This window comes from Bradyrhizobium sp. SMVTL-02, from assembly GCF_051853005.1.
Taxonomy (GTDB): Bacteria; Pseudomonadota; Alphaproteobacteria; order Rhizobiales; family Xanthobacteraceae; genus Bradyrhizobium.
In genome coordinates this window covers 2,793,727-2,815,007 of the sequence record NZ_CP182469.1, presented here as the reverse complement: position 1 = coordinate 2,815,007, position 21,281 = coordinate 2,793,727, and the positions used below count along the sequence as shown (strand labels likewise).

The window sequence follows — 21,281 nt, the reverse complement described above, 5'->3', positions numbered from 1 at the left end:
AAACATGGCGCGAGCGGCAATCGCATGCAAGCCGAGCGGGAGAGTGTCGAAGCGAGAAAAAGGCGGGCGGTGAAGCTGGGGGGACCTCACCGCCCTATGCCTTCCGACGGAGGGGGGCGTAATTCCACCGGAAGGTAGGCGGGGAAGCGAAAATTACGCTGCTCCCCCGAAGGGCGCCGACGGCGGGGCGACTGATGCCGGCGACACCCTTCATCTCGTAGGCTCCTGAGGCTTACCCCTTGGCGATGGGGATCGCGACGAAGCGCGACTGGCCGCCGCTCTTCACGCGCATCAGGACGCTGTTCTTGTTGTCGGTCCGGGCCGCGTTGATGGCGTCGCGGACTTCGCCGGCGGTGGCCACGCTCTTGCCGCCGACTTCGAGAATCACGTCGCCTTCCTTGAAGCCGCGTTCGGCCGCGGCGCTCTTCGGATCGACTTCGGTAACCACGACGCCTTCCTTGCCGGCGCCGGCCACGGAGTTCGCGGGCGCAACGGTCATGCCGAGCTTCGGCACGTCAGTGCCCTTGCTGGCACCCTTGCCGCTGTCCTGATCGACGTCGGCCTTGGCCTCGACCGTGTTCGGCAGCTGGCCGAGGGTGAGGTTCACGACCTTGTCCTGGCCCTTGTGCAGCACGTTGAGCTTCACGGTCGCGCCGGGCGCCATGCCGCCGATGGTGCGGGCCAGCTCGCGGGCGTCCTTGACGGGCTCACCGTTGACGGCGGTGATCACGTCGCCGGATTCGATGCCGGCCTTCGCCGCCGGACCGTTCGCCTGCGGCTCGGCCACCAGCGCGCCTTCGGCCTTCTTCATGCCGAGGCTGTCGGCGATGTCGGACGTGACGGGCTGGATCTGCACACCGATCCAGCCGCGGCTGACCGAGCCCTTGTCCTTGAGCTGGGCCACCACGCTCTTGACGGTGTTGGCCGGGATCGAGAACGCGATGCCGACGCTGCCGCCGGAGGGCGAGTAGATCGCGGTGTTGACGCCCATCACCTCGCCGTTGGTGTCGAAGGCCGGACCGCCGGAATTGCCCTTGTTCACGGGCGCGTCGATCTGGATGAAATCGTCATAGGGACCGTTGCCGATGTCGCGGCCGCTGGCCGAGACGATGCCGGCGGTCACGGTGCCGCCGAGACCGAAGGGGTTGCCGACTGCGAGCACCCAGTCGCCGATCCGCGGCTTGGCGTCGGCGAGCTTGGCGAACGGGAAGTTCGAGCCGCCCTCGACCTTGATCAGGGCGAGGTCGGTGCGCTGGTCGGTGCCGATCACCTTGGCGGTGTAGGTCTTGCCGTCGTCGGTGGTGACCTCGACCTTGTCGGCGCCGTCGACCACGTGGTTGTTGGTCACGGCATAGCCGTCAGCCGAGATGAAGAAGCCGGAGCCCTGGCCCTGCACGACGCGGCCACGGCCGCCACCCTTCAGCCCGGGAATGCCGTCCGGACCGCCGAAGCGGCGGAAGAAGCGCTCCATCGGCGAGCCCGGCTGGAACGGCGATTGAGCGTCGTCGCCATCGTCGTTGCTCGCGGTCTTCTCCTTGATGTTGACCTTCACCGAGATCACCGAGGGCTTCACGCGCTCGACGATGTCGGCGAAACCGATCGGACGCTCGACCTTGCGGACCTCGTTGTTGACCTGCGCATGCGCCGGGCTCGAGAACAGGTCGGCCGGCGACACCGACGGGCTGAAGCCGTAGACGGCGGCGCCGAGGCCGGCGACGACCGAGGCCATCAGCGCGAGCTTGCGTGCAGAAAAGACCGACCGGCGCGGCTGCCGGTAGGACGGGAGGTTCGAGAGGTCGGTACGTTCGGTCATGCAGAAATCTCCAGGGCCTTGAATTCCTTTTGGTGCCGGATGTCGGCACCTTGCGAACCTGAAGATGGGGGCTTCCGCCTTACCGTGCGCTGGCGGCGAGGTTAAACTTTTGTAATGATGGCACGCTATGGATGCGGCAGTTTAGCGCAGGCCGAAAATGCTGGTTCCACAGGAACTTAGTCGGGTTAGGGGAGCGGCACCGAACGAGCCTTCTGGCTGGCCTTACTAGCCCCGATTCGTCCACTTCGCGCTTCAACCTGCGCCGAAAACCTCCCCGTTACTACGTAAGGTCAGGGCGACTTCGCGTCATCCGACATCAAGGCGGCGAGCCGGGCCTCTTCCTCCGCAGTGAGCGGCGGAGCTGGTACGTCTGCACCGCTCCGCGCGCGACGGCGGATTTGCAGCCAGAGCGCCGTGCCGCCGCCGATCAGCAGCAGCGGCGCGAGCAGCCACAACAGGACCGTCTGGCGCTCGAAGCGGGGCTTGAGCAGCACGAACTCGCCATAGCGCGCGACCAGGAAATCGAGGACCTGCGAATTGCTGTCGCCCGCTGCGATGCGTTCGCGCACCAGGAGGCGCAGGTCGCGCGCCAGCGGCGCATCGGAATCATCGATCGACTGGTTCTGACAGACCATGCAGCGCAGCTCGCGCGACAATTCGCGCGCGCGGCCCTCCTTCACCGGATCCGACATGATCTCGTCGGGCTGCACGGCGTACGCCGCAGGCAAGGCCAGCAGCATCAGCGCGACGAACGCGGCCATCATCCGGCGCATCAAAATCACTCCGCCGGTTGCAGGCGTTGCTTGGCCCGCGCCGGCTTCGGCGCGCCGACCCGCAGACGCCGGTCGGACAACGACAGCACGCCGCCGAACGCCATCAGCACCGGCCCCCACCAGATCAGCAGCACCAGCGGCTTGTGATAGATGCGCACGGCAATGGCGCCCTCGGCGGTGGCATCGCCCAGCGAGATATAGAGCTGGCTTGCGCCGCGCGTCAGCAGCGCAGCCTCGGTGGTCGAGGAGCCGCGCGTCGTAAAACTGCGCTTGGACGGGGTCATGACGCTCAGCGCCTCGCCGTCGCGGCTGACGTTGAACTCGGCGATCATCTCGCGGTAATTCGGGCCCTGGCGCTGAAACAGTCCGTTGAGCTTCACGTCGTAGCCCGCGATATGGGCAACCTCGTTCTGCTTCATGGTCGCGATATATTCGCTGTTCCAGGTGGTCTCGCAGACGATGCCGATCAGCGCGACGCCGAGGCCGGCATGCGCGAACGCCGTGCTCCAGGCCGAACGCGGCAGGCCGCGCGCCCGGTGCAATACCGTTGCAAACGGCAACCGCAGCAGGCCGGTCCGTTCGGCGAGATCGGTGACGGCGCCGGCAATGACGAAGACGCCAAGTCCGATCGCGAGCGGCGCGAGCGTAGCGCCGCCGCTCGCCCAGCCCCAGGCAATGGCGACGCCGACGAGGCCAGCGATACCGGCCGCGAGCAGGCGCTGCGTCACGCCGAGCAGATCGCCGCGCTTCCACGCCAGCATCGGACCGAACGGCACGGCGAGCAGCAGCAGGGCAAACAGCGGGGCGAAGGTGAGGTTGTAGAAGGGTGCGCCGACCGACATCTTGAAGTCGGCGAGCATCTCCATCGCCAGCGGATAGAGCGTGCCGAACAGCACCACCGCGCAGGCGACCGTGAGCAATAGATTGTTCAGCACCAGCGCGCCCTCGCGCGAGATCGGCGCGAACAGGCCGCCCTGCTTCAGCGACGTGGCGCGGCCCGCGAACAGCGACAGGCTGCCGCCGATGAACAGGCACAGGATCAGCAGGATGAAGACGCCGCGCGTGGGATCGGTGGCAAAGGCGTGCACGGAGGTGATGACGCCGGACCGGACCAGGAAGGTGCCGAGCAGCGACAGCGAGAAGGTCAGGATCGACAGCAGGATGGTCCAGACCTTCAGCGCGTTGCGCTTCTCCATCACCAGCGCCGAATGCAGCAGGGCGGTGCCGGCGAGCCACGGCATCAGCGAGGCGTTCTCGACCGGATCCCAGAACCACCAGCCACCCCAGCCGAGCTCGTAATAGGCCCAGTAGGAGCCCATGGCGATGCCGAGCGTCAGGAAGATCCACGCGACCAGCGTCCACGGCCGCACCCAGCGCGCCCAGGCCGCGTCGATCCGCCCCTCCACCAGCGCCGCGATGGCGAAGGAGAACGAGATCGAGAAGCCGACATAGCCGAGATAGAGCATCGGGGGATGCACGGCGAGGCCGATATCCTGAAGCACCGGATTGAGATCGCGGCCCTCGATCGGCGGATTGGCGATGCGAAGGAACGGGTTCGAGGTCACCAGGATGAAGAGATAGAAGGCGCTGGCGATCCAGGCCTGCACGGCGAGCACATGCGCGCGCAGCGACAGCGGCAGGTTATTGCCGAAGGCGGCCACGAGCCCACCGAACAGCGCGAGGATCGACACCCACAGCAGCATCGAGCCTTCATGGTTTCCCCACACGCCGGTGATCTTGTAGAGCAGCGGCTTCATGGAGTGGGAATTCTCGTAGACATTGGCGACGGAGAAGTCCGAGTTGACATGCAGCATCACCAGCGCCACGAACGACGCGCCGACGAACAAGAGCTGCGCCAGCGCGGTGGAACGCGCCACGTTCATCAGCGCGGCATCGCGAAGGCGCGCGCCGATCAGCGGTACGATGGACTGGATCAGCGCCAGCCCGAGCGCCAGCACCAGCGCGTAATGTCCGGATTCAGCGATCAACGTACCGCTCCCTGCGGATTGCCCTGCGCGGTCGTCGCCGCGGGCTTTTCACCACCAGAAGGCTTGGCGCCGTAATCGTCCTTCCAGTGTCCCTGCTGCTTCAGGGCATCGGCGACGTCCTTGGGCATGTAGGTCTCGTCGTGCTTGGCGAGGACCGTATCGGCCTTGAACACGCCACTGGCATCGAGCGCGCCTTCGGCGACGACGCCCTGCCCTTCGCGGAAGAGGTCGGGCAGGATGCCCTTGTAGGCGACGGGAAGCTTGGCGTTGCCATCGGCGACCTCGAAGGTCACTGCCAGATTGTCGCCGCGCTGGAGCGAGCCGGGCTGCACCAGGCCGCCGAGACGAAACCGCTTGCCAGGCGCGACGTGCTTCTCGGCCACCATGGTCGGGGTCGAGAAGAACACGATGGAATCGCGCAACGCGTTGAGCACCAGCGCGGCTGCGAGCGCGAGCACGGCGAGCGAGCCGCCGATGATGGTCATACGTCGCTGCTTGCGCGTCATGGCGTATCCGTTCTCGGCTGGTCGCGTCCCGAAATCATCATCCGTCGAGCCCGAGAGTCCTGAGGCCTTCGTTGAGCTGGCGGAGCCGCTCGGCATCGTTGGCGACCGCCTGGCGGGCGTCGGTCGACGCGCCCATCGCCTTGTCGCGATCACCCATCACAAGATAAGCGCGCACCAGGCGCAGCCAGCCCTCGACGTCGTCGCCGTTCTGCTTCAAGCGCGTCGCAAGACGCTCGACCATGCCGCGCACCATCGCGTTGCGATCGCCTTCGGCCATGTCCTTGGACGCCGCGATGGTCTCGTCCGACAGCGCCGGCACCGTGCCGCCGCCCCCGACCCGCGCCAGCGACGATTGCACCAGGGGCCGCCACGGCGCAACCGCCGGGGCCTTGGCCAGCAACGCGCGCCAGATATTGGCGGCATCGTCCTTGCGGCCGTCCTGCTCGGCCGCGAGCCCGAGGAAGTAGTTCGCCTTGGGATCATCGGCGTCGAGCGCATGCGCACGCTCGAACTCGGACTTGGCCTCGGCAGTCACCACGCCGCCGGCGGCGGCGGAGATCGCTTCGCCAAGATCGGAGCGGCGCTCTGCGCTCTCGCCATTGTAGGTGAGCGAGTTGCGATAGGCCCGCACCGCGTCGTCGAAGCGGCCGAGCCGCTGCAGCACCGGCGCGAGCACGTTCCAGCCGCGTCCGTCGGTCGGGTTCTTTTCCAGATGTTGCTCGACCTGCACGACGAGATTCTCGAGCGATCGTGCCATGCCGGACCCGGCCCCGCGCTCCCGCTGCGCCAGCGGAAAGTCATGAAGCCGGGGCGAGCCGAGCGGCATGTAGACGCCGATCGCGACGAGCGGCAGGCCGACGAGCGCCAGCACCGCGGCCGCGCGGCGCCATTTGAGGCTCGGTGCGAGATCCGACTTGAGCTCAGGCGGTGACTCGGTTCCGGCCGCGGCGAGCAGCCTGCGACTGATCTCGACACGCGCCGCCTCGGCTTCGGGTGCCGCGATCAGGCCCGCGGCAAGATCGCGCTCGATCTCAGCCAGCTGGTCCTTGTAGACCGCGACCTCACTGCCCTGATCTTGGCTGCCCTGATCCTGCGCGCGTCCGCTGCGGCCGAGCGGCCAGAGCACGGCGAAAATCGCCGCGACCGTCATCAGCGCGAACACGAACCATAACGTCATCTGGCAAGCTTCCGGCAGCGCGCCACCCGCGCCCATCGGTGGCTTTACACCACGGCCAGACGATGCGGCAATTGACAATTGTCAATTCGACGCGACCGCGCACTGTCCTGAAACGGTCGATGTCCCAACGGCTTAGCCGATCTCGAAATCGGCACTACGAGCGGCAGCCTCGCCGTGACCGTTGAAGGCCTTCACGAAGTACGTTCCCGGCGGAATCGCATCCGGCAACTTGATGCGCACCGCCCCGACCGGAACCCGAGAAGCAACCCTGATGGCTGTCTCAGGCAGTTGCCGGCCGCTTGCCTTCTCGACCAGCACGACTTTCGCACCGACCATCAGTCTTTGATACTTGGCAACGATGACGCGATTCTCGATCTCGATGGAGCTGATAATGGGTTTCATGCGCCCACAGGTAGAAATTCCAAAGCTTGCGCATCGACCGTAGGGCTCGCCCCGGGCAGCGTCAACTACAAATTGTGATTACGAAACCATGCGATTGAATCAGCTTGCGCGCGACGATTTGCGCTCGCCGGTTGCAGCGTTCTCCGCTGCGCGACTCATCAGCGACGCATAGTCATCGCCGAACAGCACCTGGCAGAAGCGAATCGCAGCCTGCACCTGCTGCTGGCGATAAACGCGGACCTTGTGATCGGCCGCGCGCAGCGACTGCACCAGCTGCTCGGTCGAGCGTTCGACATATTGCTGCAGGTCGGAATAGGTGCGCAGCGTCACTTCGTTGATCGCGAGCTCGCTCGCATAGTTGCGGCAGGTCGCGACGAAATCGATCAGCGCCGCGGTTTCCTCCACCTCGGTGCTGTCGATCCGCGCCCCCGGCGGAATGTCCTTCTCGGGCCGCTGGCGCAGGATGCGGCGCACGCGGCCGGGAACGCTGTCGATCTCCGATTGCAGCGCATTGGAGATGTCGGCCCGGATCGAAGTCAGCTGCTTGCCCCAGACGGAATCGTTGCGCAGGTCGAGCTCGGTGCGCAGGCCGCGCACGCCGTCGTGCAGCGCCTTGAGGTTGTCGGCGACATTGTCGAAATGGCCGCGCTTGATATCCGCGCGCAGGATAGCGGCCACGCAGGACAGATCGTGCAGGGCGATCGTGACGGCGACGCCATAGGGGGTTGCCGCGACACGGATCTCGTCGTCGGAGGCGGCGATCTTGATGGCGAGGCGGATGACCTGCCACGGCGCGGTCATGCGCTGCACGACGATCGACAGCGCGAAGGGCAGCATCTGCGGCGTCTGGAGAATGGGAATGTTGAGCGCCGCGGTCACCGAGGCGATCTGGGAATCGCCGAAGGCGCGCAAGGTGCGCGGCAGCTTGTCGTTCAGCGTCGCGATGGCCTCGCGGACCCCAAGCACCGCTCCGATCGAATAGAGGTCCTCGATCACGTTGGGCGGGCCGACCCGGGCGAGCGCGCGCGACTTGTCGCCACCGCCCGGCCCCGTGAGCGCGAAGATCGCGTCCGCGGCGACCGCCTGCAGCTTCTGGGCGAGAGCCTCGACCTGCCCCGCACTGTCCGACGGCATGCGCGCTAGCGCCGCCTTGAACTCGTTCACCTTGTCCGGGGCGCCGTCCCGGCCAAGCCATTGCCAGATCGGCTGGAGCGAGGAACGCCGGATCTGTCCGACCCGGATCGGAGCGCCCGCCTCGACCAGGAACGGTTCCAGCGACTGGAACAGCAGTCGCGACAGATCGTCGGTGCGCGGCGGCGGGACCTCCTCGGCTTCGCTCTTGCGGACGATCTTGCGCAGCTGCTCGAGCACGAGGGTGGCCACGGCCGTGTCCTGGCCGCGTTCGAGCGCGCGCTCGAACTCCCGCATCAGCAGCGCCTGCGACTGCGGCGGGAGCTGCGCGAGATATTCCCTCAGCCGCTCGATCGATGTCTGGCTCATGCGCCGGGTAATGCACGGTAAAATGTCGGACATGGGATGCGTCCGGGCGCGATCATAGGTGGCTGCGCCTTAAGAAGCCGTTGAGGACGTTGGCCTGAATGCCACCGTTTTGCTCCGGATCGGCGCCCGGCAGATCGAGTAACCCCTTGGGAACAGAGGATTATATTCCCGGAAGCACCAGCTCGGCCCGCAAGCCTCCGATCGGCGCGCCACTAAGCGAGAGATTGCCGCCATAGAGGGCGGCAAGGTCGGTTACGATGGATAGCCCGAGCCCCGAGCCGGGCTTGGATTCGTCGAGCCGCTGGCCGCGCCGGGAGACCTGGACGCGCTCGGTCTCCGACAGGCCCCGGCCGTCGTCGTCGACGAGGATCCGCAGCCGCGGACCTGCGCCCGCCTGCTGCGGTGCTTCCACCAAGACCTCGATGAAAACGCGCGATGCCGCCCATTTGCAGGCATTGTCGACGAGATTGCCGACCATCTCCTCCAGATCCTGCCGCTCGCCGCGGAACTTGGCCGAGGGATCGGACTCGGCTTCGACGATGATGCCGCGGTCGCGGTGGATCTTCTCCATGGTCCGCCGCAGCGCCTCGATCGCAGGCGCAACCTCCGTCACGGTCGCGACCACCGAGACGCGCGCCGCGATGCGCGCGCGCTCCAGATGATGGGCGACCTGGTCGCGCATCACGTCCGCCTGCTCCATCACCTTGGCCGCGAACGGCTCCGCGGCATGGGCGCCGGCCTCGTTGACGATGACCGACAGCGGCGTCTTGATCGCGTGGGCGAGATTGCCGACATGGGTGCGGGCGCGCTCGACGATCTCGCGATTGGCTTCGATCAGCGCATTGGTCTCGCGTGCCAGCGGCGCAATCTCGACCGGGAATTCACCCTCGAGCCGCTCGGCCCGCCCGGAGCGGATGTCGGCGATCGATTCCGAGATGCGCTTGAGCGGCGCGAGGCCGAAGCGGACCTGGAACACCGTGGTCAGGAGCAGCACGATGCCGAGCGCGGTGAAGGTGCCGCCGAGATAGTAGTCGAAGCTTCGCGTCTCGTCGAAGATCTCGGTGTCGTCGCCGGCGACGCTGACCAGATATTTGCCGTCGGCGCCGAGATCGACCGGCCGCTCCACCATCCGCAAATTCTGCCCTTCGGGCCCGTCGACATAGCCGAGCCGGATGCCCGCGGAGGTGAGCTCGGCGCCCTGCTCCTCCAGCTTCGGCAGCTTCTTGTCCCACAGCGAGCGCGAGGAGCGCACCTCCGGCTTCTCGGTGTCGGTGCGTGTGATCTGCCAGTACCAACCCGACAGCGGCAGCTCGAACAGCGGCTCGCCGAGCGACTGAAACTGGCGGTCCGGCGGCTCGTCGGGGGTCGCGACTTCGGCGATGAGCGTGCGCAGATAGAGATTGAGCCGGCGGTCGAAGGCGCGCTCGGTCGCGTTCTTGTAGACCGACGACAGCACCACGCCGGTGATGGCCAGGATCACCACGAGCCAGGCGGTCGCCGACAGGAACAGCCGATTGGCAAGTGAGCTAGTAGCCATCGGCAGGGTCCCGGCGGGCGCAGGATATCAGGGCGTCGGAGGTCATGACCGGACCAAGGGCCCTGTTCGGCCTCCCGTCAAGCCCGCTTCAGGCGCCCGGCGCCGGCGGCGGGGTCAGGAGATAGCCGAGGCCGCGGACGGTCTGGATGATGTCGACGTCGAGCTTCTTGCGGATGCGGCCGACGAACACCTCGATGGTATTGGAGTCGCGGTCGAAGTCCTGGTCGTAGAGGTGCTCGACCAGCTCGGTGCGCGAAACGACGCGTCCGGAATGGTGCATCAGGTAGGCCAGAAGGCGATATTCGTGCGAGGTCATCTTGACCGGATTGCCCGAAACACTGACCCGGCCGGTCCTGGTGTCGAGGGTAACAGGGCCGCAGCTCAGCTCGCTCTGGGCGTGGCCGGTGGAGCGGCGCAGCAGCGCGCGGATGCGGGCCAGCACCTCCTCCAGATGGAACGGCTTTGGGACATAATCGTCGGCGCCGGCGTCGAAGCCCTGCACCTTGTCGCTCCAGCGGTCGCGTGCAGTGAGGATCAGGACCGGCATGGTGCGGCCGTTGCGGCGCCAGGCCTCCAGCACCGAGATGCCGTCCTTCTTCGGCAGGCCGATGTCGAGCACGACGGCATCGTAGGGCTCGTTGTCGCCCAGATAGTGCCCCTCCTCCCCGTCGAAGGCGCGGTCGACGACATAGCCGGCGTCCGTCAGCGCCTTTGTGAGCTGGCGATTGAGATCGGGGTCGTCCTCAACAACGAGCAGGCGCACGCTTCTCTCCAGAAATAGACCGCATGAACACCGCTCCAGATGAGCAATTCCGGCGTGAACTGAATATGAACGCCGGGAACCGCCGACGTTACTTTTTGGTCATATACGACCTATTGTCCGCCAACGCGACTGCGCCCGCCGGTCAGCCGGACGAGCCGGCTGCCTGGCGGGCGCAATGTGCCGCGTTGCGCGGCGATTAGGAAGGGCCGGAGCGTCCCGGTCCGGCCGTCAGGTCCGGAAGAACACGAACCAGATGACGGCGAGGATCAGGATCGCCAGGCCGGTCGAGATGGCGAGCAACGCCGCCACGGACGGTCCAGGTTCGCCCTGGCGCGCCTCGGTCGGAGTTTCGACGATTCGACGCTGCTCTCGCGTGGTTGCCATGGGTGACCTCGATCTGTGGCTGTCGCCTCCGATGGCTACGAACTTCCTCGCGGCCGGACAGGTCCGGGGCAACGCGTGATCATCCGCGATGTTCCGGACGCCGGGCCGCTCTGCGCGCCGCACAGGTAACGCAAGCCCCGCCCGGCGGTTAACGCCGTTGCAAGATTGCACGCCGAGCCGTGTATGATTCGGTGTTCCTCGATGGTATTCTCATAAGTCCGTCCCCTGTTGCGTTTGGAGTAGCCCATGGCCCCCCGCGCCAATTGGAAGGGTTTTCTGCGTTTGTCGCTCGTGACCTGCCCGGTCGCGCTCTATCCGGCCACTTCGGATACCGAGAAGGTTTCCTTCAACCAGATCAATCGCAAGACCGGTCACCGGATCAAGTACCTCAAGGTCGACGCCGAGACCGGTGACGAGGTCACGTCAGAGGACATCGTCAAGGGCTACAAGGTCGACACCGACACCTATATCGAGGTGACCAAGGACGAACTCGACGAGATTGCGCTCGACTCCACGCACACGATCGAAATCGACGAGTTCGTGCCCAAGGCCGACATCGACAACCGCTATCTGATCCGCCCCTACTACCTCGTGCCGGACGGCAAGGTCGGCCATGACGCCTATGCCGTGATCCGCGAGACCATCCGCAGCATGGACAAGGTCGCGATCGGTCGCGTGGTGCTGACCAACCGCGAGCACATCATCGCGCTGGAGCCGCTCGAGAGCGGTCTGATGGGCACGCTGCTGCGCTACCCCTACGAGGTGCGCAGCGAGAAGGAATATTTCGACGACATCCAGGACGTGAAGCTGACCAAGGACATGCTCGACCTTGCCAAGCACATCGTCGAGAAGAAGTCCGGCGCGTTCGAACCCGAGCTGTTCGAGGATCACTACGAGACCGCGCTGATCGATCTCATCAACAAGAAGCGCAGCGGGGTGCCCATTACCGCGAAGGCCGCGCCGAAGACGGGCGGCAACGTCATCAACCTGATGGACGCGCTGAAGAAGAGCCTCGCGAGCGAGAAGGAGGCGGCGCCTGCGGCGAAGGTCGCCAAGGAGGCCGCCAAGGGCAAGAAGCCGAAGAAGCGCGTCGAGGGCCAGCGCGAGATGCTGCTGCCGATATCGGGCAAGGGCGGCAAGGACGCCGCGGCGAAGGCGGCGAAGGAGCCTGCGAAGAAGGCCGCCGACAAGCCGGTGCGCGCGCCGGCGCGGGCGAAGAAGGCCAGCTAGCGCACCAGACCTTCGATCGCGCCGTGATGTCCCTCCCCTCCGGTCGGCCGGCCTGACATGCCCTGGTCGGCGCCGTTCGACGATCCGATTCCGCTCTCCGATGGGCGCAGGCTGCGGACGCTCCAGGAAGCGGCCGATCACATCATGCAGTTGCCCGAGGATGCCCAGCACGCGAGCCACTGGCAGACCGCGATCGAGACTCTGCTCAACGCGGCCGAATCGGGTGGCGGCTGGATGATGTTCGCCCGCATCGCGATGTTGCGGGCGCTGAACGCGGACGCACGCCGCAAATAGCCTCAACAATCCGTTAAGCCGCCTCCAGCACCCGCAAGGCGCCACGTAGTCCTGCGGAAGAGAAAATTAACCGTCGATTCGCTTTGCGTAGGACATGGTCGCGTCGTCGATGGAACCCAAGGTTTGCGCGCGATGCAGCGGCCGGACGCCCGAAAGAATTATATCGGCCTCGTGAACGACACGACCGAGGACAAGCGCCTTGCCGACAGCTCGGCGCGGTTGCAACCCCGCGTCATGGGCAACCTGTCGGTCGCCTCGCAGCCGCCCTGACACGCTCGGCAAGGCCGCGACCGGAGGCGCGATCAAATCCTGAGCCAGCGGCGACACGGCCGAACGCACCTTCGGGCGACGAAACCTTAAATCAAGGAATGGCAGCGCATAAAGCTGGAGGTTGGGACCATCCGACCTTGCGGTTTGGCGTGCGCGCACCGCGAAAAAACTTAATGAAGCAATTTACCATTCCGAAAATGGCACCAGCCTAAACTCGACGGATGAACAGGAGTTGACGATGGCCTTGCTCAGGTCCTTTCTCGCCGATGAAAGTGCAGCGACCGCTATCGAGTACTGCCTGATCGCCGCCGGTATCGCGCTCGCGATCGTCGCTGTCGTGAACAACACCGGCAGCGCGCTGCTGAACAACAAGTTCAATTCGATCGACGCAGCCACGAAGTAGGCGGCACACCCGTCGCTCCGATTTGTGCGATAGCGTCGCAAGCACGGCGCCTCCATAACTCGTCATTGCGAGCGCAGCGAAGCAACCAGAGTCCCCCTGCGACGACAGTCTGGATTGCTTCGCTGCGCTCGCAATGACGGAGCAAGCTGCAGCACCACTCGGCCGCAACGCAGCCGGAACGATCGTCGTCAACGGCTGCGCAGCCTCGATCAAGGGCGGCCCCGCGACGGTCGCCAACACCAAGTTGATTCAGGCCTTCGGCCAGGACGGCAACGGCATCATCACCATCGACGAGAGCAACGGCGCAATGCCGGCGGCGAACCTTTTCGGCGCAATCCGGGCTACGCGCTTTGACGGCTACGGGAGTCCTGATACTCTGCACGTTGTGGTTCGGCGAGCCATGCTGCCAACAGACGAACCAGAGCCGTTCGAAGGATTTTGATGAGACGCGTGACGCTCCTGGCTCTCAGCCTCATGTTCGCCGGCGGATGGTCGCACGACAGCGTGCGAGGCCAGACTTCGGTAAGCCCGCCGGTTTCGCTTGCTCCGCCCGACGCATCTCTACCACTCCCGGGCGACCGGCATTCCAAGCCCAAAGGCGGGCCCGCCCGAGCGACGACTGATAGAACTGCGCCGGCGGCGTCAGGCAGACTTCACCGGCCGTGATCGGCATGCCTCAGCCGAACCCGGCCGCCGACTACGACGGCTTCAGCGTCGGCACCGTCGATGACAATGCCAGCCCGAGCCGGGTGACGCGGCCTGCGAGGTCACGCGCCGCAAAGGACACAAGGTCCAACCCTGATGCAAATGACCTCGATCAGGAAGATCGGGCGTTGAAGCGAAAGCTGATGATCTGCCAGAACTGCAAATAGGACGTTGTCAGCGGCTCCGGACGGCTGTCGCCGCTGGCAAGCCCGTAGTCCCGATGGAGAAGCCGAGCCCGCCCTCGCGAATTGCGTCCGCTCCGACATTTCAGAGGTTCGTATCAGCGGTCCTGTCGCTTGAGGGCGGACAGCAACTCTTTTCCGAGCGGTCCGGCCGAAGCGGGGTTCTGCCCCGTGATGAGCCGGCCATCGACGACGACGTGAGGCTGCCAGTTGGCTGTCGACGAGTACTCGGCACCCTCTGCCCTCAACGCGTCCTCGAGCTCGTAAGGCACATCATCGCGGGCGTAGTCGTACTCTTCCTTCTTCGAGAAGGACGTGAGCTTCTTGCCGCGCACGAAAGGGGTGCCATCACCAAGGTTGACGCCAAGCAGCGCGCACGGCCCGTGACAAACAGCGGCGACGAGCTTGCCGGTGCTCCAGGCGCGCACGATGGCATTCTGGACCGTTGCATTGCGCTGAATGTCCACCATGGGCCCAAGACCGCCGGGCACCAGGATGGCGTCGTAGTCGGCGGCGTCCACCTCGGACAATTTGCGACTGTGATTTAGGCGACGAAAGGCCTTACTCGCAAGAAAATCCTTCTGGGCGGGATCTTTCTCGTCGTACGCATCGTAAGGCGTCCATCCCCCGGCCGGGGACGCGAACTCCACCGCGACTCCAGCCTTGTCGAGCACCTCGAAAGGATGGGCGACCTCGGCGAAAAAGAAACCGGTCTTGCGATTATGCGGACCGAGCACGGCTGCGTTGGTGACGATGAAGAGGACATGTTGGGTCAAGGTTTTCTCCTTCCGATAACGCTGTTCATTCAGGCGGCCAGTTGGCGCGACGCGGAGTACACATCAATTCGGACAGGGTTGCCCGGCCGCACCCCACATCGCCATGTCGAAGAGCGGCATCTCGGGAACGACGTCGACCCGGCGTTTGATCCCGTTCACCGTGAACTCGATCAGGTCGGTACATCCTATTGCGGATCTGGTCGGCACAACAGCACTGCCTGATGGAGGCCGAGCCGTATTTCCGATTCCTGCGGGATCATGCGCAATCCCTGCGCAACGCCGGATCGGCGCGATCCGTTTTCACGTCGGCCTGGCCGCAGCACAATTCGCGATACTGCCCCGGCGTGAGACTTGCGGCCTTGCGGAACACGCGCGTGAAATTCGCTTGCGAGCCGAACCCGAACTCAAGGGCGATTTCGACCAGTGACAAGCGGTCGCGCGCGAGTTCGTGCCGCGCTGCCTGGACGCGGCGATCGGTCACGTAACGGTGCGGCGACAATCCGGTCGCCTCGCGAAACAGCCGTGAGAAATGATAGGGGCTGAGGCAGGCCTGGGCCGCCAAATCCTCGAGCCTGATGTCGCTGCCAAGAGAGGCCTCGATATAGTCCAGCACGCGCTGCACACGCCGCGGATCGAGCGACGGCGACCTGTCCGGCGCGCGCCAGCGGTCGATGGTATAATTTCCCAGAATATGCGCCGCGAGCGCAACCTGGATTCCCTCCACGAACAGCGCGTCGGTCGGCTGGCGCGGACGATGGAGCAGATCGCGCAGCGGCGAGCAGATATGGAAGAGCACCAGGTCGGCCAGGCCGTGGGCGTAGGCGATCTCGGCTTTCGCCGGATCGATATCGAAGTCGGCAAGCGCGCTGTGGTCCAGCAGCGCCGGCGGAAGATAAAGGTGAAGACACTCCATCCGGTCGGACAGTTCGAGATGGCTCTCCTGCGTCCCCACGGGAACGAGGTAGCTCATGCCCGGCCGGGCAAAGCTCTTCTGGACTTCGCCGTTGCCGACCCGGCACACCATGCCGCCGCCTGACAGCACCATGACGATTTCGGTGCAGATAGGAACGGGCGTTGCCTGCCGCCCCGCCTCGAACCTGCGATGCTCGATGCTCAGCCCCGGCCAGTCGCTGGCCGCCGCGAGCTTCTCGCTGTTTTTGTATTTCAGATCGCCATGCGTCACGAGCGCCATCATGACCTTCCGCTTCAGTTGCGGCGAATCCCGGCCCCGTATCGCGAGCGAGCGATCATTCCATCCGGTGGCGAGTTGCAGCCCCGGCCGCTGCCACGCCAATCTTCGAATTTCTCACAAGCGGCGATCGCGAAGTCCAGAGGCGGCGCGGTTAAAAGAGGTAAAAGGCAGGCAATGCAAAGGCTTGGAGCGCAGCGTGCTCGGCTTGGAAAAGCCGGTCCCGCGGCGGATGAGCAAGATGCGTCCGTCATCGCGCAGGAAACGGAAATACCGCAGTGCTCGCGAACGCTAGTGAAGCGCGCATCAACGGCAATGCCGCCGTATCGAGAATGGAGTCTGGTATGAAGCTGCTTATCTCTGCGCTTGCCGCAATGTCGATAGCAACGGCCTCCCCCGCGGTCGCGGCCGAGAGGGCCGTTTCCATCGTCCTTGTCCATGGCGCCTTCGTCGACGGATCGGGCTGGAAGGATACCTACGACATCCTCTCGAACGCGGGCTATGAGGTACTCGTCGTGCAGCAACCGACGATCACGCTGCGAGACGATGTCGCGGAGACCGAACGCGTGATCGCCAAGGCGCGGCATCCGGTCATTCTCGTCGGGCATTCCTATGGTGGAATGATCATCACCGAAGCCGGCGATAATCCGAAGGTTCGCAGCCTCGTCTATCTCGCGGCATATGCCCCCGATGCCGGCGAGTCGGTCAGCTCGCTGGGGGAAGCACCCGTGCCACCCAGCGAGCACAAGGCTCCGGTGGTCACTGAGGGCAACTATCTCCTCGTCGACCGCGACAAATTCCCGACCTCGTTCGCGGCCGATGTCGATGCGGCCACGACCAGGTTCATGAATGCGGCACAGCTGCCCTGGGGATTGCAGGCGGTGCAGACCAAGGTCGATCGCGTGGCCTGGAAGACGAAGCCGACCCATTACATGGTGACGAGCGAAGATCACATGATCCCTCCGACCCTACAGCGCACCATGGCCAAGCGATCGGGCGCGAAGGTGACGGAGATGAAAAGCAGCCACGCGGTGATGCTGTCGCATCCGCGCGAGGTCGCGGCCTTCATCAGAAGCGCGGATACGTCCGCGACCGAGTGAGACCGGCGGCGCCGCGCACGGACGGACTTGCCTGTCGCAAACTAAGGATTCGCAACATGGCCCTCAAGGATATTCTGCCCGGAAGATTGGGCTTCGGCGCGGCGCCGCTCGGCAACATGTTTCGCGACATCCCGGAGCAGGAAGCACTCGCGACGGTCAATGCAGCCTGGGAGGACGGCATCCGCTATTTCGACACCGCGCCGTTCTACGGCGCTGGCCTCGCCGAGATCCGCATGGGGGCCGCGCTCGCCGGCCGGCCAAGGGGCGACTATGTCGTCAGCACCAAGGTCGGAAGATTGATCCTGGACGAGATCGAGGATGCCAGCGCCCGCGACCTCGGCGAGAAGGGCGGCGTCTTCCAATACGGACGTCCGAACAGGATCGTGAACGACTATTCCCGGGACGCGACACTGCGCTCGATCGAGGACAGCCTGAAGCGGCTTGGCATCTCTCACATCGACATCGCGTTTGTGCATGACGTCGCGCAGGATTTTTACGGCGACGAGTGGCTTTCGGTGTTCGAAAGCGCACGCAAGGGCGCGTTCAAGGCGCTCGATCGGCTGCGCGACGAAGGCGTGATCAAGGCGTGATCAAGGCGTGGGGCCTCGGCGTCAACCGGGTCGAGCCGATCGAGCTGCTGCTCGCGCTCGAACAGCCGCGCCCCGACGGCTTCCTGCTCGCGGGCCGCTACACGCTGCTCGACCACGCAAGAGCGCTTCAACGGGTGATGCCGATGGTGGCGGAACACGAGCTCGCGATCGTCGTCGGCGGCCCCTACAGTTCGGGCGCGCTCGTCGGCGGCCCGAACTTCGAGTATGCGCCGGCGCCGCCGGAAATCCTGAGCAAGGTGGCGCGCATCAAGGCGATCGCCGGCCGCTACGGCATCAGCATGAAGGCGGCCGGCTTGCAGTTCGCGCTTGCCAATCCGGTGGTGGCGGCCGTCATTCCCGGTGCGAGTCGCCCAGGCCGGATCGCCGAGGATCGCACCGCGCTCGAGGAACCCATCCCCGCCGACTTCTGGCGCGAGCTCCGTTCGGAGGGGCTCGTCAACCCCGCAGCTCCACTTCCCGCCACTGCTTGAGCGGCCCAGGCCGATGGCGGCATCGAGGTCATGCACATGGCGGTTCTTGGCGTGCCCAAGAAATAGCCGGCCTGCGCGCGAGCGGTTTTGTCGCAGCCCTTCGGCCGGCAAATGCCGGCGGCAATCGTGCGAATTCAGAACGGCTCACTTCAATAAGTTTGCAGCGCATGATAATTGCAAGCGATCTTTTCGATCGATTGGCAATGGTCAATGCGGGCTGCCACGCAGACACGACAACGGGGCACACGCCGGCAGGAACTCACATTCTGCTTCGGCCCGTTTCGACTGGTTCCCAGCCGCCAACTCCTGCTTCTCGACGGGCGCCCCGTCAAGTTGGGCGGGCGCGCATTCGAGCTGTTGCAGCTGCTGGTGCAGCGCCGCGGCGAGTTGGTCAGCAAGAATGAGCTCATGGCGGCGGCCTGGCCAGGCACATTCGTCCACGACAGCAATCTCAAGGTCAACATGTGGAGCTTGCGGCGTTCGCTGGGAGATACCCAGATCGAGCCCGTCTACGTCGCGACAGTGGCGCGCCGCGGCTACAAGTTCATCGCGGATGTCCAGGCCAGCATCGGCGAGATCGAGGACGATCCGGCGCTCGCCGAACCGGTCCCCTTGTCCAGGCCACCCTTGTTGCGCGGCATCGTCGGTCGCGAGGCGGACATCGTCGATATCGCCGATCTGCTGGCCGACAACAGGCACGTGACCCTGGCCGGCGCGGGAGGCATCGGCAAGACGACGGTTGCCGTGGCCGTCGCCCAGGCGCTCGCGCCGCGGTGCCGCGACGGCGTCTGCTTCGTCGATCTCGCGACGATCTCCGATCCGACGCTGTTCGGCTCAGCGCTGGTGACGGCACTCGGCATCAGAGGCAATACGGACAACGGTCTGGCTGCAGTGCTCGACTATCTGAGGCCGCGGCAGATGCTGCTCATCCTCGATAATTGCGAGCATGTGCTGCCCGCCGCCACGATCTTCGCCGGCAAGTTGCTGACGGACACATCGCCGTCCAGGCTGCTGGCGACGAGCCGCGAAGCGCTCGGCACCGCCACCGAGCACGTCGTACGGCTTGGCTCGCTTGCCTCGCCGAAGTCTGGCCTCGACCTGTCGATCGATCAGGCCGTGAGGTTTCCAGCGGTGCAGCTGTTCGTCCGCCGCGCCGCCGAATGGTCGGACTACCAGTTCATCGATGACGATTCCGAGGCGGTCGCCTCGATCTGCCACTCGCTTGACGGCCTTCCGCTGGCCATCGAGCTGGCGGCAGCCCAGATCGGCAGGTTCAGTCCTCGCGAATTGGTGACGCTGCTCGACCAGAAGCTGGGCTTTCGCGCCCCCGGTGCCGAGAGTGCGCCGCCGCGCCACGAGACGCTGATGGCGACGATCGACTGGAGCTTTCGGCTGCTGTCGCAGAAGGAAGCCAGACTGTTCGGCCTGCTGTCGGTATTCAGCGACGCCTTTGACGCCGAGGATGCGGTTTTCGTCGCAGAAGCGTCAGGGCTCACGCCGATCGAGGTCGTCACCGGCCTCGGCAGCCTCGTCGCCAAATCGCTCCTCAGCGCGCAGGCCCGCGGAGCGCACCTTCGCTATCGGCTGCTCGACAGCACCCGCCGCTATGCAGCCGAGCGCCGCCAGGCCGATCCCGCCTGCGGCCAGGCGCTTCGCCGCCATGCGCAGCGCGTGCTTGAGCTGTTCGAGCAGTCCGAGGAAGAGTGGAACTGGCGCGAGCCGGCCGATTGGACGGAGCGCTATCTCGGCCGCATCGCCGATCTGCGCGCTGCGCTATCATGGGCGTTCGGCGAACAAGGAGATGCTGTCGTCGGCATCAGGCTCGCGGTTGCGGCGATCACCTTGTGGTCGGAAACCTCCATCCTGTCGGAAGCACAGGCGCGATTGGAAGATGCGCTCGCCTTGGCCAAGACCGTCGCGTGCGACGATCTGTCGAAGGCAAAGCTCGCCTGCGCCCTTGGGTGGAGCCTGTTCTACGCCCGCAAGATGTCGAACGAGAACGAGGTTGCCTGGCTCGATGCGATCGCCTTTTCAAGGCGCGCTGGCAGTATCGAGTATCAGCAGCGAGCACTGGTGGGTTTTGCCTTTTACCTGCTGCAGATCGGTCAGGTCCCGCGCGCCATAACCTATCTCGAGGAGGCCACCGCGCTCGCCGACCGCGGCCGCGACCTGACGGCGACGTCCGAAGCCGATCGGGCACTGGCCTGGGCGCGCGCCTTTGCCGGCGAGTTGAGCAAGAGCCGCCCGGTTCTGGATCGTCTCGCGGCGACCTATTCGCTGGCCGAGGGCCGTTCGCACAAGGATGCGAATGAGGTCTACCGGTTCATCACCGTCCGCTTCAACCTTCCGTTCGTGGCGTGGATGGAAGGGCAAGCCGACTATGCGGCAAGGCTCGCCCGCGACGCCGTCGACGCCGCGGACCGCGGCGGCCATTGGGTGTCGCAGTCGAACGCACTGGGGCTCGCCGCACTTCCTGTCGCGCTCGAAACCGGCAATCTCGACGCGCTCGAGAGTTACACGATGCGGCTGCGTCGCAACCTCGAACGCGAGCGCATCTCGCGCTGGGTTCCGGTCGAGCGCTATTTCTCCGCCTGCCTTCGCGACCTGCGTGGCGATCCGCGCGCGGTTCAGGATATTCGGGCCGCAATCGACGAGCTGATCGAATGTCGCTTTCTGATGCGGATCGGCAGCTATCTCGCGGTCCTCGCCCGCGCCTATCTGCGACAGGAACGGATCGCGGAGGCGCGCGAAGCGATCGCGCGGGCGATCGACCATCAGGAACGCCAGGGCGAGCGCTGGTGCCGCTCGGAGCTCCAGCGGGTCGATGCGGCGATCCTGCTCCGCGCCGGCGAGCCGCTGCGCGCCGAAAAGCGGTTGCAGCAGGCGCTCGCCGAAGCCCGCGCCATCGGTGCGACGACATTCCAGTTGCGGATCGCCATCGATCTCGCAGCACACTGGATCGCGACCGGCCGCAGGGCCAAGGCCATCCGACTGCTCGCCCCGATTTATGACGAATTCACCGAGGGCTTCGAAACGCCGGATCTCGTTGCTGCCAGGCGCCTGCTGCAGTGCGTGCGGCCGCTCTCGCCAGCCGGAGCCGATGCACGCTCGCGGTGCATAGCTGGCCTACCGCCGCGCTCACCGCGCGCGCTTTACGCTTCCCGGAATTCCTGATCCTCTCTCTTCAACCGACCGGATCACCGGCCTT

General features: G+C 65.4%; 20 protein-coding genes and 1 pseudogene. 9 read left to right on the top strand and 12 right to left on the bottom strand.

Features of this window, described 5'->3' with window-relative positions:
* Window positions 1-232: 232 nt before the first annotated feature.
* From ACNJYB_RS13060 to ACNJYB_RS13015, 10 genes are all read right to left on the bottom strand, one after another.
* Window positions 233-1,813 (bottom strand): Do family serine endopeptidase, encoded by a 1,581-nt coding sequence (locus ACNJYB_RS13060; RefSeq protein ID WP_439374335.1) that lies wholly within the window; start codon window positions 1,811-1,813, stop codon window positions 233-235.
* Between the two features lie 290 nt (window positions 1,814-2,103).
* Complete coding sequence (locus ACNJYB_RS13055; RefSeq protein WP_439374334.1) at window positions 2,104-2,586, bottom strand: cytochrome c-type biogenesis protein; 483 nt, start codon at window positions 2,584-2,586, stop codon at window positions 2,104-2,106.
* Between the two features lie 5 nt (window positions 2,587-2,591).
* Complete coding sequence (locus tag ACNJYB_RS13050; protein WP_439374333.1) at window positions 2,592-4,574, bottom strand: heme lyase CcmF/NrfE family subunit; 1,983 nt, start codon at window positions 4,572-4,574, stop codon at window positions 2,592-2,594.
* Window positions 4,571-5,080, bottom strand: a complete 510-nt coding sequence (gene ccmE / locus ACNJYB_RS13045; protein WP_439374332.1) for a cytochrome c maturation protein CcmE — start codon at window positions 5,078-5,080, stop codon at window positions 4,571-4,573. The genes ACNJYB_RS13050 and ccmE overlap by 4 nt, the downstream gene beginning before the upstream one ends.
* A gap of 37 nt (window positions 5,081-5,117) precedes the next feature.
* Window positions 5,118-6,257, bottom strand: coding sequence for a c-type cytochrome biogenesis protein CcmI (ccmI, locus tag ACNJYB_RS13040; protein ID WP_439374331.1), 1,140 nt, complete (start codon window positions 6,255-6,257; stop codon window positions 5,118-5,120).
* A 132-nt stretch (window positions 6,258-6,389) separates the two neighbouring features.
* Complete coding sequence (locus ACNJYB_RS13035) at window positions 6,390-6,659, bottom strand: hypothetical protein (protein WP_439374330.1); 270 nt, start codon at window positions 6,657-6,659, stop codon at window positions 6,390-6,392.
* A 99-nt stretch (window positions 6,660-6,758) separates the two neighbouring features.
* Window positions 6,759-8,159: a hypothetical protein gene (locus tag ACNJYB_RS13030; protein WP_439374329.1), complete on the bottom strand. Its 1,401-nt coding sequence runs from the start codon at window positions 8,157-8,159 to the stop codon at window positions 6,759-6,761.
* 160 nt (window positions 8,160-8,319) lie between these two features.
* On the bottom strand, window positions 8,320-9,696 hold the full coding sequence (locus ACNJYB_RS13025; RefSeq protein ID WP_439374328.1) for an ATP-binding protein: 1,377 nt from the start codon (window positions 9,694-9,696) through the stop codon (window positions 8,320-8,322).
* A gap of 88 nt (window positions 9,697-9,784) precedes the next feature.
* Complete coding sequence (locus tag ACNJYB_RS13020; RefSeq protein ID WP_014496705.1) at window positions 9,785-10,459, bottom strand: response regulator transcription factor; 675 nt, start codon at window positions 10,457-10,459, stop codon at window positions 9,785-9,787.
* 228 nt (window positions 10,460-10,687) lie between these two features.
* Window positions 10,688-10,843, bottom strand: a complete 156-nt coding sequence (locus ACNJYB_RS13015) for a hypothetical protein (protein ID WP_439374327.1) — start codon at window positions 10,841-10,843, stop codon at window positions 10,688-10,690.
* Window positions 10,844-11,089: 246 nt separating this feature from the next.
* Between ACNJYB_RS13015 and ACNJYB_RS13010 the strand changes: the two genes are divergently transcribed.
* From ACNJYB_RS13010 to ACNJYB_RS12985, 6 genes are all read left to right on the top strand, one after another.
* Entirely contained in the window at window positions 11,090-12,073 is a 984-nt protein-coding gene (locus ACNJYB_RS13010) for a Ku protein (protein WP_439374326.1), read from the top strand.
* Between the two features lie 57 nt (window positions 12,074-12,130).
* Window positions 12,131-12,367: a hypothetical protein gene (locus tag ACNJYB_RS13005; protein WP_439374325.1), complete on the top strand. Its 237-nt coding sequence runs from the start codon at window positions 12,131-12,133 to the stop codon at window positions 12,365-12,367.
* 132 nt (window positions 12,368-12,499) lie between these two features.
* On the top strand, window positions 12,500-12,637 hold the full coding sequence (locus tag ACNJYB_RS13000) for a hypothetical protein (protein WP_439374324.1): 138 nt from the start codon (window positions 12,500-12,502) through the stop codon (window positions 12,635-12,637).
* Between the two features lie 238 nt (window positions 12,638-12,875).
* Window positions 12,876-13,040, top strand: a complete 165-nt coding sequence (locus tag ACNJYB_RS12995; RefSeq protein WP_018647793.1) for a Flp family type IVb pilin — start codon at window positions 12,876-12,878, stop codon at window positions 13,038-13,040.
* Between the two features lie 133 nt (window positions 13,041-13,173).
* Window positions 13,174-13,482 (top strand): hypothetical protein, encoded by a 309-nt coding sequence (locus ACNJYB_RS12990; protein WP_439374323.1) that lies wholly within the window; start codon window positions 13,174-13,176, stop codon window positions 13,480-13,482.
* A 229-nt stretch (window positions 13,483-13,711) separates the two neighbouring features.
* The gene (locus tag ACNJYB_RS12985) at window positions 13,712-13,912 is read left to right on the top strand and encodes a hypothetical protein (RefSeq protein WP_439374322.1); all 201 of its coding nucleotides are present in this window, start codon (window positions 13,712-13,714) and stop codon (window positions 13,910-13,912) included.
* Window positions 13,913-14,025: 113 nt separating this feature from the next.
* Here the strand turns inward: ACNJYB_RS12985 and ACNJYB_RS12980 are convergent, their stop codons facing one another.
* Both ACNJYB_RS12980 and ACNJYB_RS12975 read right to left on the bottom strand, forming a co-directional pair.
* Window positions 14,026-14,703, bottom strand: coding sequence for a type 1 glutamine amidotransferase domain-containing protein (locus tag ACNJYB_RS12980; RefSeq protein WP_439374321.1), 678 nt, complete (start codon window positions 14,701-14,703; stop codon window positions 14,026-14,028).
* Between the two features lie 256 nt (window positions 14,704-14,959).
* Entirely contained in the window at window positions 14,960-15,895 is a 936-nt protein-coding gene (locus tag ACNJYB_RS12975) for a helix-turn-helix domain-containing protein (RefSeq protein WP_439375542.1), read from the bottom strand.
* A 341-nt stretch (window positions 15,896-16,236) separates the two neighbouring features.
* On the opposite strand from ACNJYB_RS12975, the gene ACNJYB_RS12970 reads away from it, so the two are divergent.
* From ACNJYB_RS12970 to ACNJYB_RS12960, 3 genes and pseudogenes are all read left to right on the top strand, one after another.
* Window positions 16,237-16,992 (top strand): alpha/beta fold hydrolase, encoded by a 756-nt coding sequence (locus tag ACNJYB_RS12970; RefSeq protein ID WP_439374320.1) that lies wholly within the window; start codon window positions 16,237-16,239, stop codon window positions 16,990-16,992.
* 56 nt (window positions 16,993-17,048) lie between these two features.
* Window positions 17,049-18,073: pseudogene (locus ACNJYB_RS12965) on the top strand (aldo/keto reductase).
* Window positions 18,074-18,406: 333 nt separating this feature from the next.
* The gene (locus ACNJYB_RS12960) at window positions 18,407-21,247 is read left to right on the top strand and encodes an ATP-binding protein (RefSeq protein WP_439374319.1); all 2,841 of its coding nucleotides are present in this window, start codon (window positions 18,407-18,409) and stop codon (window positions 21,245-21,247) included.
* Window positions 21,248-21,281 lie beyond the last annotated feature (34 nt).